Origin of the sequence: Bacillus sp. LNXM12-1 (assembly GCF_003004375.1) — a bacterium.
In the GTDB taxonomy this organism is placed as follows: Bacteria; Bacillota; Bacilli; order Bacillales; family Bacillaceae; genus Bacillus.
Genome location: NZ_PVWX01000004.1, coordinates 251,074 through 268,961 on the forward strand (window position 1 = coordinate 251,074; position 17,888 = coordinate 268,961).

The 17,888-nt window shown below is 43.8% G+C and carries 20 protein-coding genes; 13 read left to right on the forward strand and 7 right to left on the reverse strand.

Features of this window, described 5'->3' with window-relative positions:
* Window positions 1–30: 30 nt before the first annotated feature.
* The 3 genes from C6Y07_RS15820 to C6Y07_RS15830 form a co-directional block, all read right to left on the reverse strand.
* Window positions 31–627 (reverse strand): NAD(P)H-dependent oxidoreductase, encoded by a 597-nt coding sequence (locus C6Y07_RS15820; protein WP_060595549.1) that lies wholly within the window; start codon window positions 625–627, stop codon window positions 31–33.
* 198 nt (window positions 628–825) lie between these two features.
* Window positions 826–1,440 carry a YcnI family copper-binding membrane protein gene (locus C6Y07_RS15825; RefSeq protein ID WP_034664065.1) on the reverse strand — a complete coding sequence of 205 codons (615 nt, stop codon included), beginning with the start codon at window positions 1,438–1,440 and terminating at the stop codon, window positions 826–828.
* Between the two features lie 16 nt (window positions 1,441–1,456).
* Window positions 1,457–3,091: a copper resistance CopC/CopD family protein gene (locus C6Y07_RS15830; RefSeq protein WP_106048598.1), complete on the reverse strand. Its 1,635-nt coding sequence runs from the start codon at window positions 3,089–3,091 to the stop codon at window positions 1,457–1,459.
* A gap of 507 nt (window positions 3,092–3,598) precedes the next feature.
* Here C6Y07_RS15830 and C6Y07_RS15835 point away from each other — a divergent pair.
* From C6Y07_RS15835 to C6Y07_RS15855, 5 genes are all read left to right on the forward strand, one after another.
* Window positions 3,599–5,041, forward strand: coding sequence for a PTS mannitol transporter subunit IIBC (locus C6Y07_RS15835; RefSeq protein WP_034664061.1), 1,443 nt, complete (start codon window positions 3,599–3,601; stop codon window positions 5,039–5,041).
* Between the two features lie 97 nt (window positions 5,042–5,138).
* Window positions 5,139–5,573 carry a PTS mannitol transporter subunit IIA gene (locus tag C6Y07_RS15840; RefSeq protein ID WP_034664060.1) on the forward strand — a complete coding sequence of 145 codons (435 nt, stop codon included), beginning with the start codon at window positions 5,139–5,141 and terminating at the stop codon, window positions 5,571–5,573.
* Between the two features lies 1 nt (window position 5,574).
* On the forward strand, window positions 5,575–6,696 hold the full coding sequence (locus tag C6Y07_RS15845) for a mannitol-1-phosphate 5-dehydrogenase (protein WP_106048599.1): 1,122 nt from the start codon (window positions 5,575–5,577) through the stop codon (window positions 6,694–6,696).
* A gap of 98 nt (window positions 6,697–6,794) precedes the next feature.
* Window positions 6,795–8,543, forward strand: a complete 1,749-nt coding sequence (locus C6Y07_RS15850) for a methyl-accepting chemotaxis protein (RefSeq protein ID WP_060595554.1) — start codon at window positions 6,795–6,797, stop codon at window positions 8,541–8,543.
* 228 nt (window positions 8,544–8,771) lie between these two features.
* On the forward strand, window positions 8,772–9,164 hold the full coding sequence (locus tag C6Y07_RS15855; RefSeq protein ID WP_060595555.1) for a RidA family protein: 393 nt from the start codon (window positions 8,772–8,774) through the stop codon (window positions 9,162–9,164).
* 32 nt (window positions 9,165–9,196) lie between these two features.
* Here C6Y07_RS15855 and C6Y07_RS15860 read toward each other — a convergent pair whose 3' ends face one another.
* From C6Y07_RS15860 to C6Y07_RS15870, 3 genes are read right to left on the reverse strand one after another with little or no spacing between them, the layout of a single operon-like run.
* Window positions 9,197–9,436, reverse strand: a complete 240-nt coding sequence (locus tag C6Y07_RS15860) for a DUF2651 family protein (RefSeq protein ID WP_060595556.1) — start codon at window positions 9,434–9,436, stop codon at window positions 9,197–9,199.
* A 24-nt stretch (window positions 9,437–9,460) separates the two neighbouring features.
* The gene (locus C6Y07_RS15865) at window positions 9,461–9,754 is read right to left on the reverse strand and encodes a DUF5316 domain-containing protein (RefSeq protein WP_060595557.1); all 294 of its coding nucleotides are present in this window, start codon (window positions 9,752–9,754) and stop codon (window positions 9,461–9,463) included.
* 25 nt (window positions 9,755–9,779) lie between these two features.
* The gene (locus C6Y07_RS15870) at window positions 9,780–10,157 is read right to left on the reverse strand and encodes a VOC family protein (protein WP_060595558.1); all 378 of its coding nucleotides are present in this window, start codon (window positions 10,155–10,157) and stop codon (window positions 9,780–9,782) included.
* A gap of 184 nt (window positions 10,158–10,341) precedes the next feature.
* Here C6Y07_RS15870 and C6Y07_RS15875 point away from each other — a divergent pair, with 184 nt between their 5' ends.
* From C6Y07_RS15875 to C6Y07_RS15910, 8 genes are all read left to right on the forward strand, one after another.
* Entirely contained in the window at window positions 10,342–10,611 is a 270-nt protein-coding gene (locus C6Y07_RS15875) for an excalibur calcium-binding domain-containing protein (RefSeq protein WP_080769491.1), read from the forward strand.
* A 103-nt stretch (window positions 10,612–10,714) separates the two neighbouring features.
* On the forward strand, window positions 10,715–11,494 hold the full coding sequence (locus C6Y07_RS15880; protein WP_370876201.1) for a Cof-type HAD-IIB family hydrolase: 780 nt from the start codon (window positions 10,715–10,717) through the stop codon (window positions 11,492–11,494).
* Window positions 11,495–11,669: 175 nt separating this feature from the next.
* A complete protein-coding gene (locus C6Y07_RS15885; RefSeq protein ID WP_034664046.1) occupies window positions 11,670–12,428 on the forward strand; it encodes a LamB/YcsF family protein in 759 nt (252 codons plus the stop codon).
* Window positions 12,429–12,454: 26 nt separating this feature from the next.
* Complete coding sequence (locus tag C6Y07_RS15890) at window positions 12,455–13,672, forward strand: NRAMP family divalent metal transporter (protein ID WP_060595560.1); 1,218 nt, start codon at window positions 12,455–12,457, stop codon at window positions 13,670–13,672.
* A gap of 5 nt (window positions 13,673–13,677) precedes the next feature.
* Window positions 13,678–14,469 (forward strand): putative hydro-lyase, encoded by a 792-nt coding sequence (locus tag C6Y07_RS15895; protein WP_106157034.1) that lies wholly within the window; start codon window positions 13,678–13,680, stop codon window positions 14,467–14,469.
* Window positions 14,470–14,487: 18 nt separating this feature from the next.
* Window positions 14,488–15,234 carry a 5-oxoprolinase subunit PxpB gene (gene pxpB, locus C6Y07_RS15900; RefSeq protein ID WP_106157036.1) on the forward strand — a complete coding sequence of 249 codons (747 nt, stop codon included), beginning with the start codon at window positions 14,488–14,490 and terminating at the stop codon, window positions 15,232–15,234.
* Window positions 15,231–16,244 carry a 5-oxoprolinase subunit C family protein gene (locus tag C6Y07_RS15905; protein WP_060595563.1) on the forward strand — a complete coding sequence of 338 codons (1,014 nt, stop codon included), beginning with the start codon at window positions 15,231–15,233 and terminating at the stop codon, window positions 16,242–16,244. Before pxpB ends, C6Y07_RS15905 begins: the two co-directional genes overlap by 4 nt.
* A gap of 14 nt (window positions 16,245–16,258) precedes the next feature.
* Complete coding sequence (locus C6Y07_RS15910) at window positions 16,259–17,020, forward strand: IclR family transcriptional regulator (protein ID WP_060595564.1); 762 nt, start codon at window positions 16,259–16,261, stop codon at window positions 17,018–17,020.
* Window positions 17,021–17,065: 45 nt separating this feature from the next.
* Here the strand turns inward: C6Y07_RS15910 and C6Y07_RS15915 are convergent, their stop codons facing one another.
* Window positions 17,066–17,701, reverse strand: a complete 636-nt coding sequence (locus C6Y07_RS15915; protein WP_060595565.1) for an FMN-dependent NADH-azoreductase — start codon at window positions 17,699–17,701, stop codon at window positions 17,066–17,068.
* Window positions 17,702–17,888 lie beyond the last annotated feature (187 nt).

Genomic DNA, 17,888 nt, shown 5'->3' on the forward strand with positions numbered 1-17,888 from the left:
GCCTGAGGAATCTTGGCAGTCTTTTTTATGTTAAACAGCCGGCGGAAAAAGCTGCTCCACCGTTTCTTTCGTTTCTTTCAGAATTTCGTGGATGTAATCTGCTGGTGCCTGCTCCATGCTGCTGAACAAAAGTCGTTCAACAGGCTCAACACCAATAAAATTGAAGACTTCTGTATCTGTTGTCATGCGATGGGAGGCGGAAATGATCCGCTTAGAGTCAAGAAAGGTCCTTGGAGCATCGTGCGTGTTGATAATGACACCTTTTTTGTGCCGAAGCAGGTTTTCAATAGCCCCCTGCTCATTGATTTGATAAGCGAAGCCCTCAGAAAAAACGCGTTCTACATAGCCCTTTAGCATAGCGGGTAAGCCTGTCCACCAAATGGGAAAAATAAACGTTAGGACATCTGCTTGCTGAATCAGCTTCTGCTCTGTTTGAATGGCAATTGGGACATTACCCCGTTTGATCGCAGCCTTTTCCAACATGCTTAGCTCTGGCGAAAAACCAAGAGCATAGACATCACGAACAGTCACTTCATGACCATTGTTCAAAAGAGTGCTGACAACAAGATCTAATAAGGTTTGATTTAAGCTTTGCTGGGGATGAGCAAATATAATTAGATGGTTCATCTTATAGCCTCCTAGGTGGTCATGTGTCTCATTATGGCATGCACCATTACCCTATTCAATCCTATGTTGGTAATAATAGGTTGGGAAAATGGAAGTTGATCGTCCTAGTTTGCAGGCAAAGCCTTGCATCTCGTGTTCAAATAAGGTGGATAGAAATGAAAGCGATCGTTTCCGTGAAAACGATCGCTTACGAATCAATTATTTCTTTCTAAAAGCAAGTCCCAGTGCAATCAGTGCTACGACTAGAGCAGCAATGGACAACCCTAGCACAAGTGGTGAGGAAGAGTTGGAGGCTGTTTCAGATGCCTTTTCTTCTTTTGGTTTTTCTTGTCCATGTGAATCCGTTACCGTATTAGATGCCACAATGTTTGTGATGGAATGCGGCTTATCAGCATCTTTATCGCCTGTCCATTCAACGACCGTTCCATCTTTATAATATTGATATGCATCCCATGCAGCTTCACCTGCTTTTTCAGGGTTTTTCGCTACAAAAACGAATTGCTGGAACTGTCCGGCAAGCACGCCTTTACCCGTTGCTTCCCAAGTCACTCTTGTCACCTTGCCATCTTTTTCTTCAGTTGACGTTTTCCATCCAGGGACTGGCTCATATTGCTGGAATTCTACACCTTTAGGTATTGTCACGACAACCTTAGTGGTTGGACTGTCACTCTCAGAAGGAACTTTTAACGTATAGGTTTCCCACGCATTTGTCGCAGACGTATCAGGCTTGACTGTGACATGAGCACTCACAGGAATCGCCAATAAAAATGAAGCGAGAAGCATTGGTAATAAAGCTTTAACGTATTTTTTCATATGGTATGAACTCCTTTTAGTTTCTTCTAATAAATGTGGTATCGATATTTTCAAAAGAACCAGTTAATGCATGGATTTCAATTTTCCAAGTACCTTTTTCATTTAACAAGAGGTTTTCAGCAGAGAAATGACCATTTTTTAATCGTTTCAGCTGAAATTCACTCGGTTTCTCTTCCCCGAATAAGGCGACTTTATGGATCTTGGCTGACACAGATTGAATATCTGTAATCGTTTGTCCATCCTTCTTCGTAAATGCGACCTCGAATGTGTTTTTCCCCGGAGCATTCGGGGTAATGCTCATGGACACAATGTCACGATGCTCCACTTGGTTTGCGCCGAAGAACGGCTCAGGTGCAGGCGGAGGAGGGCTCGGAATATTGGTAAACACAGCCGTTAATAACAAAATGGCGATTCCGATAATCCACTCAGCTCGTAACGAAACGTTTTGTTTCTGTTTCTTTTCCCATCTCAGCATCAAGTAATGGACAAGTCCTAGAAGGCCCATCAAGATAAATAAACCAAGCTTGATTAAAAAGGTTCGTCCATACGCTGATTCGAAAAGAGCATCAAACGATTGCAAAATGAAGATGGCATTCACAAATCCTGAAAACACAATGAGTCCAACAGAGAGCAGCGCCCAAGGGTGAAACGCTGTTAACGTACTCCGTATGAGCGGCTGATCTTCATTTGGCAGCTTCTTCAACAATAAAAGCACAATGGCTGTTAAACCACCGACCCAGATCGATGCAGAAACGAGATGGATGAAATCAAGTGACGTTGTCAGTATTTTATTATCGGTTGCTGCTGGATGTCCGATTTGTGCCTTCAGCCAGAGAAGCACTGCGAATAAGAGCAGTGGAAACAACCAGACCCGAAAAGATGTGAAATCCCCTTTATTCATCGCGACTATGCTCCAAATGGTCAGAAGAACAAATGACACCATGAGCATCATCCACAAACTACCGCCAGAAGTCGACGCAATGGTTTCTTGTAAGAGCGATGGTTGAAATGCCCCCAAAAAGGACACGTCTGCCGCTGATTTTGTTTGAATTGGCAGCTGGAACACGAGTGCTCCGCCCATCATGATCAGTGACAAAGTCAAAAGCCGTTTCATTCGTTTCACTAATACAGGAGAAATGGCTGTTTTAAACCAAAACAGTCCAAACAAAATGGTCCCGAGAAATAAGCTAAATGACGTATAAAGTAAGGCTTTATCAATGGTCGAGGCTACATCGATGGATTCATTCGTTTGACCTTGATCTAATTGGTCAAAACCGCCACCCGCTTTGCCAATACTAAACGGGATCATGCCAGAGACAGAGTGTCCGTCTGCTGATACCGCATTCCACTGAATGGTATAAATCCCCTTTGGTAAATCCTTTTTTAAAGCAGCTTCCATGATTTTTTGATCTTTAATGACCGTATCTCCTTTATCCACACGATCACCTTTTGCATTTAGCACCTTAATAGCATGAAATCCACTTTCGATTCCTTCACTAAATGTGATAGAGACTGAAGGAGGCTGCTTCTCCAGCTCTTCATTTGCCGCTGGATTTGAGCTGACGACGTATGCATGAGCAACTGCTTCCTTTGGAATGAAAAAAGCGAACGTGACGATAAGGAGCAGAATCCACTTACTATGTTTCAACAAGATAAATAACCGCCTTTCTACCTATGAAAATGTCTCATGTATCAGAAAGAAAGCGGCAGGAAACTGTGAGTCACAGAAAAAACCGCTCCTCCTATTGTGCCGCTCACTCTAAAAGGTAAACGAAACAAACAGCAAGATGGTTCACTTTTTCTGTGTCATGTCTGCGCAGACATTTCTTGATTGAATAGGTTTGATCATGTATAAGCCTAGTCGATTTAAGAAGAGGAAACAAGAAGTGACTATTTGAAAGTTGTGAAATTCCAATGAATTTTGCATCAAAACCACGGCACATCAACCTTTTTACTCCATTTGTCCTATGCTCTGACAGAGAATTCACATCATATTTCAATTTTGTCACACACTAAGTGACAAAGTGACATTTAGTTTCAATTGAAGGGAAAGTGAAAGCGTTTTACGATAAGGTTAAGGGCTTCACTGACACTTGTTCTTATATCTTTTGACCTATAAAGCCCTGAATAAAGGGAGAGAAGAAAGGAGATTTCATAGATGCAGGAAAAAAGCGGATTCCGCGTAAAAGTACAGCGCTTTGGAAGCTATTTAAGCGGCATGATTATGCCGAATATTGGAGCATTTATCGCTTGGGGACTCATTACGGCATTGTTCATTCCGAGTGGCTATTTGCCAAATGAACAATTAGCTTCACTTGTTGGTCCAATGATCAACTACTTACTGCCGCTCTTAATCGGTTACACAGGCGGTAAGCTCGTATACGACCATCGAGGCGGGGTACTCGGTGCAACCGCGACGATTGGGGTCATTGTCGGTTCGGACATTCCAATGTTTTTAGGTGCCATGATCATGGGACCACTTGGCGGTTACTTGATTAAGAAAATTGATCAGCTGTTCAAAGATCGAATCAAATCGGGCTTTGAGATGCTTGTGAATAACTTTACGGCAGGGATTCTAGGTGCCATTCTTGTCGCGATTGCCTTCTACGCCATCGGCCCAGTGGTACTTGGTCTAAATAAAGCCCTTGCAGCAGGTGTAGATATCATTGTGAATGCACATTTGCTTCCGCTGGCAAGTATTTTCATTGAACCAGCGAAAGTCTTGTTCTTAAACAATGCGATTAACCAAGGAATTTTAGGTCCTTTAGGGGTGGAGCAAGCGGCAAAGACAGGGCAGTCCGTTCTGTTCTTGCTTGAAACAAACCCAGGACCAGGGTTAGGTGTTCTACTTGCGTACATGTTCTTTGGTAGAGGAAATGCGAAACAGTCTGCACCGGGTGCGATTGTCATTCAATTCTTAGGAGGAATTCATGAGATTTACTTCCCGTACATCTTAATGAAACCAAAGCTCATTTTGGCGGTTATTGCAGGGGGAGCAAGCGGCGTTCTGACCTTTACCCTGTTAAATGCAGGCTTAAAGGCTGTGCCGTCACCAGGAAGTATTATCGCCCTCATGCTGATGTCACCAAAAGGCGGACACCTTGCCGTTCTTGCAGGTGTTGTCGTGGCAGCCGTCGTATCATTCCTTGTCGCTTCTGTGATTTTGAAGGCTTCAAAAGCTGTTGATGAGGATCTAACAGCAGCAACAGAAAAGATGCAGGACATGAAAGGGAAGAAAAGCGCTGCAGCCGCCGCTCTTACAGCTCAAAAAGAAGATGCTGAAGCAAATGAGCAAGCAGCATCTCCAAGTGATGTCAATCCAGATGACGTGAACAAAATCATCTTTGCCTGCGATGCAGGAATGGGCTCAAGTGCGATGGGCGCATCCATCTTAAAGAATAAAGTCAAAAAGGCAGAGCTTGATATTGATGTGACAAACACATCCATCAGCAACATCCCAGATGACGCCGATGTGGTCTTTACTCATAAAGATTTAACAGACAGAGCCAAGGCGAAACTGCCGGGCGCTGTGCATATCTCAGTTGATAATTTCTTAAACAGCCCGAAATACGATGAGCTGATTGAGAAATTGAAAAAATAACATGACGAAACGGGTTGAGTTCAATTTTTCTTTATTGAACTCCCCGTTTTGGTTGTTTTTCTGATTTTCCATTCTAAAAAAAGGTGTGTGATCATTCATGAAACAAGTACTTTCAAAAGACAATATTTTTCTAAACGAACAAGCAGGCTCAAAAGAAGAAGCCATTAAAAAAGCGGGCGAGGTCCTAGTGGCAAACGGCTATGTCACAAGTGATTATGTTGACAAAATGTTTGAAAGAGAAAATATCTCATCTACATTTATGGGCAACGGGATTGCGATTCCTCATGGAACAGAGGATGCAAAAGCGGCTGTCCTTCATTCTGGGATTTCCATCATTCAAATTCCAGAAGGTGTTGAATACGGAGAAGGAAATATCGCCAAAGTTGTCTTTGGCATCGCTGGTAAAAACAACGAACACCTTGATATTCTTTCTCAAATTGCGATTGTCTGTTCAGAAGAAGAAAATGTAGAACGCATCATCCATGCAAAGGATCAGGATGAACTGATCGCCATTTTTAACGAGGTGAACTAATATGAAGGCACTTCATTTTGGAGCAGGAAATATCGGCAGAGGGTTTATCGGATCTTTGTTAAAAACATCAGGCTTTGAGCTTGTCTTTACCGATGTAAATGAAGCGGTCATCAACGAGCTGAATGAAAGAGGAGAATACACGGTTGAACTCGCAGCGCCAGGTCAAAAACAAGAAGTGGTCGGCCCTGTGACAGCGATCAATTCTGCACAAGACACAGCGGCATTAACAGAGGCCGTCGCATCAGCCGATTTAATTACAACAGCTGTTGGACCAGCCGTTTTGAAGATCATAGCTTCATCGATTGCTGAAGGATTAAAACAGAAAAAGCCTGACCATATCATCAACATCGTGGCATGTGAAAATATGATTGGAGGCAGCTCTCATTTAAAAGAAGCCGTTTTCTCTCATTTAACAGAAGAGGAACAAGAAGCGTTGTCACAAACAGTTGGTTTTCCAAACGCTGCTGTGGACCGCATTGTTCCGATTCAGCACCATGAGGACATTCTGAAAGTATCAGTCGAGCCTTTTTTCGAGTGGGTCATTGATGAGACTGGCTTTATTGGTGACGTTCCTCAGATTGAAGGAGCAACCTTTGTAAAAGATTTGACGCCGTATATTGAGCGCAAACTCTTTACTGTCAACACAGGGCATGCACTAGCTGCTTATGTCGGGTATCAGCAAGGCGTTCAAACGATTAAAGAAGCCGTCGATACACCAGAGATTCGCCGAGTTATTGAAGGAGCACTTCATGAAACAGGCAGTTATTTAATCGACACATATGGCTTTCAAAAAGAAGAACATGATGCGTATATTCAAAAAATCATCAAACGATTCGAAAATGCTTTTATCTCCGACGAAGTCACTCGTGTCGCACGATCTCCTCTTAGAAAGCTGGGAGCAGACGACCGTTTAATCGGTCCAGCGAAAAAGATCAAACAGCCAGTGTACTTAATCAAAGGCATCGCTGCAGCTCTCGCTTATGACTTTGCCGAAGACGAAGAAGCGGTTCGTTTGCAGGCATTAAGAAAAGAAAAAGGCATTGAAGGTGTGCTGGAAGAAGTATGTGGCCTCACACCAACAGACGATCTCTATCAAGCCATTCTGAAAGAAACAGCTCGATAATCAGAAAATCCCTTTCCAACGAGTGAAAGGGATTTTTTTATGACTTTTTTAATAGTTTTCCCCGCTTGACGATATATGATGTAAGGGGGAATTTGTATATGAAAAAGAAAACGTTTGCGTCAAGAAGTGTCTTTTTTCAATTAATGTCTGCCATTATCGTGATCACGATCTTAACCGGCGGACTTGTAGGCACAACGGGGTATTTGTTAGCGAAACATGTCTTAATTGATGCCGGGAAAGCAGATTTAAAGCACATCGTCAGCGGAGCAATGGCTACACTTGCACAGTTGAATGATCGTGTAGAGAAAAAAGAACTGACGCTTGAACAGGCACAGGAACAAGCCCGTATTTACTTGAGCGGGCCTAAAAATGACAACAGGAAAGGGTACCAATTTCAAAAATCAGATTTTATTTATAAAAATAAAGGCTATCTCGTCGCATATGGAGCAGATTATTCCTCTCAAGTCCATCCTGTCAATGACATTGGCGTCATTCCAGATAATACGACCAATCGTGAAAAAATGGTCGCTGGAGCCAAATCAGAAGGCGAGGATGCACACTATGTGACCTATTTAGATAAGGACGATGCCACCGGGGAAGAAAAACAAAAGCTTGCCTATATGAGTCAGTTCACGCCCTGGAATTGGAGTATCGGTATCGCCGTCTTTCAGGATGAATTTTATAAAGAATTAGAGCAGATGAAGCTCTATATCATGCTCATTACAGCAGGTGTTGCTCTTCTCAGTCTTGGCGTCTTTTATTTAGCTGCTCGAGGAAAAGTCAGGCTGCTCAAGCAAGTCACTGCTGCTTCAAAAGAAATTGCGGCGGGGAATCTTGAACGCACGAGTTTAAAAGAAACAACAGATGAAATTGGACAGCTGGCAAAAGGCTTTAATCATATGTCAGGAGAACTCAGGACACTTGTGAGCGGTCTACAGGAAACGAGCAGCCAGCTTGTTGAATCAGCGACAGATTTATCGGCGATATCTGAAGAAACCTCAGCCAGCAGTGAAGAAATTGGCCGAGCCATTGGCGACATATCGACCGGAACGCTTCATCAGGCATCTGACCTTGATGCAGCCAATCAACAAATGACCCAGTTCAATCAATCCATCGAAAATGTCAAAGAACAAAGCGATCAAATTAAACGAATCTCTGACCAATCGAGTCAATCATCGCAGCAGGGCCAGCAAATTGTTCAGCAATTAAAACAATCAAATGAACAATCCATACAAGCGTCTCAAGGCATTAGAGCAGGCATTGAGCAGCTAAGTACAAAAGTACAGGATATCTCTAAAATTACAGATACGATTGAAAGCATTTCAAATGAGACAAATTTACTAGCGCTGAATGCAAGCATTGAAGCAGCACGTGCAGGAGAGCACGGCAAAGGCTTCTCGGTTGTGGCGAGTGAAGTGCGGAATTTAGCTGAGCAGACAAAGCAATCAGCCGTTCAAATTCAGCAAATGGTACAAGGCATTAAAGAAGAAACGACGGCAACAGCCGGTATGATGTCCAAGACAATGGATCGTTTTGCTGAGTTAGATAAAGCGGTACATGCCACAGAACATGAATTCAATGCCATCTCTACGTCGATTTCACAAACCATCGTTGAAACAGACGCAATGGCAAAAGAGCTGAATGCATTGCTGGAGCAAAACGACCTCATCACAAAAGCCATGCAAGGCGCAGCCCATATTTCTCAAGAAAATGCCGCTGCGACCGAAGAGATCACCGCATCCACAGACGAACAAGTGACAGCCATCTCCAATGTGGCAAAAGCAGCAGAAAGACTCAATGAACTAAGCATACGATTGAATCAGGACATTGCACGTTATCGTCTATAAATCATTTTGACTGTGTGTCACTTGTCAGGTACTATGTAGTTAATCTAAAAACCTTGCTCACGCAATCAAAAGGAGTGTACCGGTCATGAAAAAGAAAATATTGATGTTCTTACCTTGTGGCTATGGATACTCCACTGCTGTTTTCTTTTAGAATAGATAGAAATTGGTGAAGTCTGTCTACATGAGGAAGAATCTAGCAGAAAAATCAAAGTGAGTGAGGGATATAACATGGAAAAAATCACGAGAAAAAACCCAGAAAGTATGCCGAAGCCCGTTGGCAGCTATAGTCATATCACAAGAGTACCAAAGGGCGCGGGATTATTTGTTACATCGGGTCAAGTCGGAACAGATATGGATGGACAGGTACCATCAAGTTTAAACGACCAGGTAACCAATACGTTTGAAAATATCAAAAAAATCCTTGAATCAGAAGGATTGAACGAAGAGCATGTCATCAAGGTCAATATATGGGCAACGGAAGAAATCGACTGGGACCATCTATATCCTCAGTGGGATACGATCTTTAAAACAGCTTACCCATCAATGACGGTTGCTTATGTATCAGCTTTAGGATGGCCCGAGCTGAAAATTGAAATTGAGCTATGGTGCGCCGATATATGATCAAAAAAAAGAACAGTGCAAACTGTTCTTTTTTACTTGAATCGAAACCGCTTTGTCATCCATGCAGCGATCAACGTAAAGACGGTGTAGATGACGACCCAAATGAGAAAGGATTCATCCCCGCCAATGTATGTGTACATAAGAATGACGCTGGCTAACAGGACAATCAAAGTTGGCATCCAAACATTCTTCAAAAGCATTGTGCCAAAAATGCCAATCAGCACGGAAATAATGGGAAAGCCGAACACAATGAATAAGACAAAAACAGCCATATTGCTAACTCCTTTAACAAGTGATTACATCAAAACATATAAGACCGATGCAGCCATGTGCGGAACTGCAAAGATCATCAAAAGAAAAGCCGTATCAAGACGCCACATGCGGTGTTCTTTTGATTCAGAATGATAGGCTGCCCGCGTTTCTTCCCCGCTTGTCCAAGCCCCCATTAGAAGTCCAGACATCATGACGCCAATAATAGAGATTCCACCACTGATCCACCCTATCCACTCATGGTGCTGCAAAATAATAGCGGCACTGCAAATCACAATCATTGAGCAAACTCCGGCGATAAAGGCATGTTTTTTTCTCATACTGATTCACTTCCTTTAAAGAAGATTAGGAGGTGGCATCACATATTTCAATGAAATGCCCATCAGGATCAGCGACATAAGCGACGGTTTGACCCCATGGTTTCTTTGCGGGTTCTTTGATGATCGGAACCCCTTTTTCCTTCATTGATGCAATGGTTTGATCCACGTCATCCACAACAAACCCTATCTCAAACGTTTGAGAGGATTGATTTGCTTCAGGGACAGGCAATCCAAGTGCATCTTTGACATCCTGACGTGAGTTAATTGACAATGTCACATCTCCAGTATCAAACTCAACATAGGATTCAACCCTGAGTTTCATAGGAAAGCCAAGTACATGTTGATAGAAATGAATACTTGCCTCAACATCGTTTACATATAGAATGGTATATTTCATTTTCATGTGAAAAACTCCTCTCTTCATATACGTGTAAAAAACGGAAAGGTTTCCCACTCATTGTACCATATAGGATATAAAGCATGTTTTATGCCAAAAAAATGAATTTTTTTAGCGCGATAGTCTTGAAAAACAAAAAGTGGTGACATATGATAAAAATGTAAAAATAGAAAAAATAGGGGGATCATACATGTTGAAAAAAATCATGGTGGCTGTCTTGTCATTAGGTCTTTTACTAAGCTTTACACAAGTCGACACCCACACTGCAGATGCAAAAACGGTCAAGTCCTACAAAAACTGCAAAGCACTGAACAAAGTCTATAAAGGCGGCGTGGCAAAAAGCAAAAACACGAAAAACAAAGGCGGCAAAACAAAGTACAAGCCGTATGTGTCAAAAGCACTTTACCAAAAAAATATGCGACTTGACCGTGATAAAGACGGCATTGCGTGTGAACGCTAAGCCAATGCAAAGAGACCTGTAACAAGGTCTTTTTTCTATGGGATCAAACTCGTCCCTTTGTGCCAGCTTCCTCTTTATATTAAAATAAAGATAGTTACAAAAAATGATACAAAGTGGGGTACTCAATTTGTCCATACAAGCTGATAAGAAAGACATCCGATTGATTGCCATTGATATGGATGGCACGCTGTTAAACAGTGAACACGTCATTCCAGAGGAAAATAAACAAGCCATTAAAGATGCTGAAGCAAAAGGGGTCCATGTGGTGATTAGCACAGGACGGACGCTGATGACATGCCGAGAGCTGGTTGAGCCGCTTAAGCTGTCTTCTTACCTTGTGACAGCAAATGGAAGTGAAATCTGGGATTCAAACTTCCAACTGATCGAACGAGATCTGCTGCATCCTGATCACGTCCAAATGATGTGGGATCTAAAAAATAGGTTCGAAACCGATTACTGGGCTTCCACTGTGGAGAAAGTGTGGAGAGGTGAATTCCCAGAACGAATTCATGACCATGAATGGTTGAAATTTGGCTTTGATATTCATGATGATGACGTTCGTGAGGAAGTACTTAATACATTGAAAGCAAATGAGCATCTAGAGATCACAAATTCAAGTCCGACCAATATCGAAGTCAATGCGGCAGGGATTAACAAAGCTGCGGCTCTTGCAAAGGTAGCAGAACGCATTGGCTGTACGATGGACAATGTCATGTCACTTGGCGACAGCCTAAATGATATGGCCATGATTCAAGAAGCCGGATTAGGAATTGCGATGGGAAATGCGCAAGAAGTGGTGAAAGAAGCCGCTGATTGGATTACAGCTCCTAACACAGAACATGGTGTAGCAAAAGCCATCCAACATTGGGTGCTATCTAAATAAAGAACATGATGAAAAAGCGAGAGGCGATATCCTCTCGCTTTTTTAATTTCTCCTAGTTCTATTGTTATGTTTTCTGACAATGTCATGTGCAATCTATCCAAAATTGATATAATCAATATAAATTCGAATATTCGGACTTTATATTCCGTTATTCGGAACAACAAGGAGGGATCCTATGTATCAAGTGGATATCAACTGTGATTTGGGAGAAAGCTTTGGTCAATACACAATCGGTGCGGACGAACAAATTCTTGAATATGTCACGTCAGCCAACATTGCTTGCGGTTTTCATGCAGGAGATCCAACGGTCATGAGAAAAACGGTCAGAATGGCGCTGGATAAAGGGGTCCAAATTGGTGCGCATCCAGGTTTGCAAGATTTGGTCGGCTTTGGCAGACGTCCAATGGCGATCTCGGCAGAGGAAGCCTATGATCTCGTCGTCTATCAAATTGGCGCTCTATCAGCCTTTCTCAAGGCAGAAGGCGGCACGATGCAGCATGTCAAGCCGCACGGCGCCCTTTACAACATGGCGGCTAAAAATACTGAATTATCTGAATCAATTGCAAAGGCTGTGTATCATGTCGATCCAAGTCTTGTGTTATTCGGTCTCTCAGGCAGTGAACTTGCGTTAGCAGGTGAGAGAATTGGCCTTCAAGTGGCTCATGAAGTATTTTCTGATCGGACCTATCAAGCAGACGGGACGCTGACATCCCGCCGCGAACCACATGCACTCATTGAAGATGATGAACGGGCAGTTCAGCAGGTCGTTCGTATGGTGCGAGAAGGGAAGGTTCGTACCGTTCAAGGGGAAGATATTTTGCTTAAAGCAGATACGGTCTGTATTCACGGAGACGGCAGTCATGCGCTTCAATTTGCCAAAACCATTACATCAAAACTAAAAGAAGCGAGCATTCATCTCAAAGCCTTTCAATAAAAATCGTCATCAAAGGGGGAAACAGCATGAAAAAAGAGGAAGTCAAGCACACGAAGGCACCAAAGGGGAATCGTTCTATGCTGATGGGCGCAGCCTTTTTAATGGCGACGTCCGCAATAGGACCAGGATTTTTAACACAAACGACTGTCTTCACACAGCAGCTTGCGGCTAGCTTTGGGTTTGTCATTCTCATCTCTATTTTGTTGGATATTTTTGCACAAACGAATGTATGGCGCATCATCGCCGTGTCAGAAAAGCGAGGTCAGGATATTGCGAATATGGTTCTGCCGGGGCTCGGTTATGTGCTGGCCTTTTTGATTGTCATTGGGGGACTTGCCTTTAACATCGGAAATATCGCTGGTGCTGGTCTCGGTTTTCAGGTCATCTTCGGAGTCGATCCGCGAATCGGAGCAGGGGTCAGTGCTGTCATTGCCATTCTGATCTTTGTGATCAAAGAGGCTGGAAAAGCGATGGACCGTTTCACACAGGTAGCAGGCTTTGTCATGATCGGCCTGATGCTGTATGTGGCGATTTCAACAGCGCCGCCCGTTGGGGAAGCAGCACTCAGAACATTTGTCCCAGAAGAAATTGATATTCTATCGATTGTGACACTTGTCGGGGGGACAGTTGGCGGCTATATCGTTTTTGCTGGCGGACATCGTCTATTGGATGCTGGAATTAAAGGGAAGGATGCACTTCCTCAAGTGACAAAAAGCTCTGTTTTCGGCATCCTGATTACATCTGTGATGCGTGTCGCTTTATTTTTAGCCGTGCTAGGAGTGGTCTCAAAGGGTTTACAGATTGATCCAGCGAATCCGCCTGCTTCTGTATTCCAGTTAGCGTCTGGAAATGTTGGATATAAAATGTTCGGGATTATTATGTGGGCTGCGGCGATTACATCGGTTATTGGAGCGGCTTACACATCTGTTTCTTTCTTTAAAACCTTCTCGCCAAAAATTGAGCAAAATCAACGTGGCATTATCATCGGCTTTATTGCCCTCTCGACTATTTGTTTTATTACGATCGGACGACCTGTGAACATATTAGTTTTAGTTGGGGCGATCAATGCATTGATTTTACCTCTCGCACTTGGCACCTTGCTGGTTGCGGCCTATAAGAAAGAAATTGTCGGCGATTACCGTCATCCATTCTTTTTGACAGCGTCAGGTGCATTGGTTGTCGTCATCATGGCTTTGATGGGCGGATATACCATTATGAATGAAATCCCGAAACTATGGAGTTGATTTGAATGAGTATTGATCAAACATATGAGCCTTCACAGATCAGAGAGTTGATTCGTAAAAAAGAAATCACAGGACCAACGGCGGGTTTAGCAGAGGGATATGCTCAAGCCAATTTAATGATCGTTAAAAAGGAACTTGCCTTTGACTTTCTTTTGTTTTGTCAGCGCAATCCGGCTGCATGCCCCTTGCTTGATGTACTGGAGCCGGGTGATCCAGTGCCGAGACGGTCGGCACCCCAAGCGGATATTCGTACGGACTTTCCTAAATACCGTATTTACCGAAAAGGGATTCTTCAAGAAGAGGTTTCAGATATCTCTGCTTATTGGAAGGATGATATGGTTGCCTTTCTCATCGGTTGCAGTTTTACGTTTGAGCATGCGCTCATGCTGAATGATATCCCTGTTCGCCATATTGAAAACGGTCATAACGTTCCGATGTATCAAACGAATATCTCTTGTGAAAGAGCAGGGGTGTTTCATGGCCCGATGGTTGTCAGCATGAGGCCCATTCTGGCGCATCAGATTACAAGAAGTGTACAAGTGACGTCTAGATTCCCGTCAGTTCATGGCGGCCCCATCCATATAGGCGACCCAGCGATGATTGGAATTGCCAATGTGGATCAGCCGGACTTTGGAGAACCATCTTTGATCAAAGAAGGAGAAGTCCCGGTGTTTTGGGCATGTGGTGTGACGCCGCAAGCCATTGTCATGCATACAAAACCAGACATTGCGATTACCCATGCACCTGGGCATATGTTCATCACAGATCAAAGAGATCAACAGCTCGGTGTGCTTTAGAAAGAGAGGGATCCTCAAGTGGCATTTTCAACGATAAAAGAGTCTATCACCTTCCACCCGCTAGGAGATGCAGCGATCGTTATCCAAGCAGGAGCAGACATATGTGAAGAAATTCATGAGCGTGTTGTGCAGCTGTTTTCGTGTATTGAACAGCATCCATTTGCCGGATATGTGGAAGCTGTTCAAGCCTTTACAAACGTGACTGTTTTTTACGAGCCATATACCGTTTATCAATCTGCCCACCTTCAAAAAATGGACTTGTCTCCGTATGAATGGGTGAAAAACTATATTGAAACACTTCTTGAAGAGAAGTGGCAGGAGGGGGTTCAGTCGAAGCGCCGCATCGTCGATATTCCAGTCTGCTACGGGGGAGAGCTGGGACCTGATTTAGAAGAAGTCGCCCGGATCAATCGTTTAACGACTGAGGAAGTCGTGCGTATTCACACTGCAGGGACGTATCTTGTTTATATGATTGGATTTGCCCCGGGGTTTCCATTTTTAGGCGGGCTGTCTGAAGAGATCGCAGCCCCGCGCAGGGAAACACCGAGAATGTCCATTCCAAAAGGATCTGTCGGCATTGCGGGAAAGCAGACCGGCGTTTACCCCATTTCCACACCTGGCGGCTGGCAGCTCATTGGACAAACCCCGCTGCCACTCTTTTGCCCAGACGAGAAAGTCCCAAGTCTATTGAGAGCAGGGGACGAGGTCAGATTTGTCCAAATGTCTGAAAAGGAATTTTTCAGCATGAAGGAGGCAGAACGTTGAGTATTCATGTCATCAAGTCAGGAATGTTCACAACCATTCAAGATAAAGGGCGGAAAGGCTATCAAAAGTATGGCGTCTTAACGAGCGGCGGCATGGACCCGCTCTCACTTAGAATTGCCAACATTCTCACAGGCAACGAGGTAAACGAAGCCGTGCTGGAAATGACATTAATGGGGCCGGGTCCTGTGTTGACGTGTCAAAAGGATGAGCTTATTGCAGTGACTGGCGCTGATGTGGAAATCGACATCGATGGAGAGCCAGCCCCTTTATGGAAGCCGCTCTTTGTTCGATCAGGAAGCACGATCACCTTTGGTCCTTGTAAGAGAGGCTGCCGCGCTTACCTTGCTGTGGCAGGTGGTTTCGATGTGGAGCCGGTCATGCAGAGCAAAAGCACCTATGTGAGAGCAGGAATAGGTGGACTGAACGGACGTCCGCTTGAAAAAGGAGACGTCCTGTCCATTGGAAAGCCTTCAATCGTAGCGGATCGATTGTCTGATAGGCTCAAAAGCGAAGTGAAACAGGCGGCGTACAGCGCACCCGATTGGACTGTAAGTCATACGCATTTTTTGCCGCTGCGGAAATCGCCCGTGATTCGGGTGCTGCCAGGGAGACACCTTTCTTTTTTTCAAGAAATATCTCAACACACCTTTTTCGAACAGCCTTACCAAGTCACGCCTCAATCAGATCGCATGGGCTGCCGCTTGAAGGGGGAGCCGGTTCATTTAAAAGAAAAGCTTGAATTGATTTCAGAGGCGGTTGCCTTTGGTTCTATTCAAATTCCTCCTGACGGCCAGCCGATTATTCTGCTGGCAGATCGGCAAACAACAGGAGGATACCCGCGTATTGGAGAAGTAGCGACGGTCGATCTGCCGCTCATTGCACAAGCGATGCCTGGGGCGAATCTGTATTTTAAGCGAATCGATCATCAGGACGCAGAGCAGGCGCTATTTAAGCAAGAAGCAGAATTGAAGGAGCTGGCTGCCAGAATCAAGCTGGAAGCATTCGTTTAGAAAAGGGGATGGACATGCAAAATACAAATAAAACCGTGGTGAAATCAATGGAGATTTTGCGGCTGTTTATCGCTCGTGACCAATTAACGTTAAATGAAATGATCGAGCTCTCCGGCATGCCGAAAACGTCTGTGCACCGCATGGCGAGCTCGTTATCCGATATGGGATTATTAGAAAAACATGATTCAGGTGTTTATCGTTTAGGCCTGATGTTTCTTGAATACGGTCAGCTTGTGGCGGACCGCCTTGATATTCGGAGAATTGCAAGACCATTTATGGAAGGCTTGCGGGATGAAGTGGGAGAAGCTGTACAGCTCATCGTTCGTGAAGGAGACGAAGCCATTTACGTGGATAAAATCGAAGGGACGCAGCCTGTTCGTCTCTACACCGCCGTCGGCAGGCGCTCTCCCCTATATGCGGGTGCTTGTGCAAGAAGTATTCTCTCCTTTTTGCCAGAGCACGAGAGACTCGCTTATATTGATTCGATTGAGCTAGGGAAAATCGGAATCGGGACCATTACAGATAAAGAGGTTCTTCGAAACATACTGGATGAATCAAATGAAAGGGGCTATACGTTAAGCTATTCGGAGCTTGAAAACTATACCGCTGCGGTTGGAGCCCCTATTTTCAATCACCTTGGAGAAGTCGCAGCAGGTATTAGCATTGCAGGGTTTGAAGCAGGCTATCAAAAGGAACGCCTTCCATATTTAATTGAGCAGGTCAAAAAAGCCGCGAGTGGTATCTCTAGAGAGTTAGGCTTTCATCTAAACAAATAAAAAGCCAATGACCGTTAAGATCATTGGCTTTTCGCGTTCAGTTTATTAGAAAGTTTTTCCTAAAGCTTTTGCACGTTCGATCGCATCTGCTTTAATTTGCTCTGCTTTCGCAGGTTCAGCATTGTGACCTTCAACGATAAGACCTTCGAAGGAAGGAATTCCGAAGAAGCTCGCAATTGTACCAAGGTAACGGTGGCCTGCTTCAAGTTCAGCAGCAGGACCTTCAGAATAGTATCCGCCACGTGCTTGGATGTGTAGAGCTTTTTTGTCTGTTAATAATCCAACAGGACCTTGCTCAGTGTATTTGAATGTTTTACCAGCTACAGCAACAGAGTCGATGTATGCTTTAAGAACTGGTGGGAATGAGAAGTTCCAAAGTGGTGAAACAAATACATATTTGTCAGCAGAAACGAATTGATCGCTTAATTCGTTTAGGCGAGCAACTTTCGCTTGCTCTTCAGCTGAAAGTGTATCGAAGCCAGCACCTGATTGCAGCTTGCCCCAGCCAGCGAATACATCTGCATCAATGTGAGGGATGTTTTCTTTGTACAAATCGATATGTACAACCTCGTCATTTGGGTTTGCTTCCTTATAAGATTCGATAAATGCTTTAGCAGTAGCCATACTGTAAGAAACTGTTTCATCATGCGGATGTGCAGTGATGTATAAAACTTTTGCCATGTTCATTCAATCCTTTCTGTTTCAGTGTTTTTTTTAGTGTATCCCAAAGATACACTGAATATGTGGCATCTTTAATCATATTGGAATGCTATGAAAAAGATGTAACAAGAACAGTTACATAAAAACTGATATTTTCATTGTAATCACAATGTAGTTTGAAGTCAAGGTATAAAGTCTCGAAATCAAG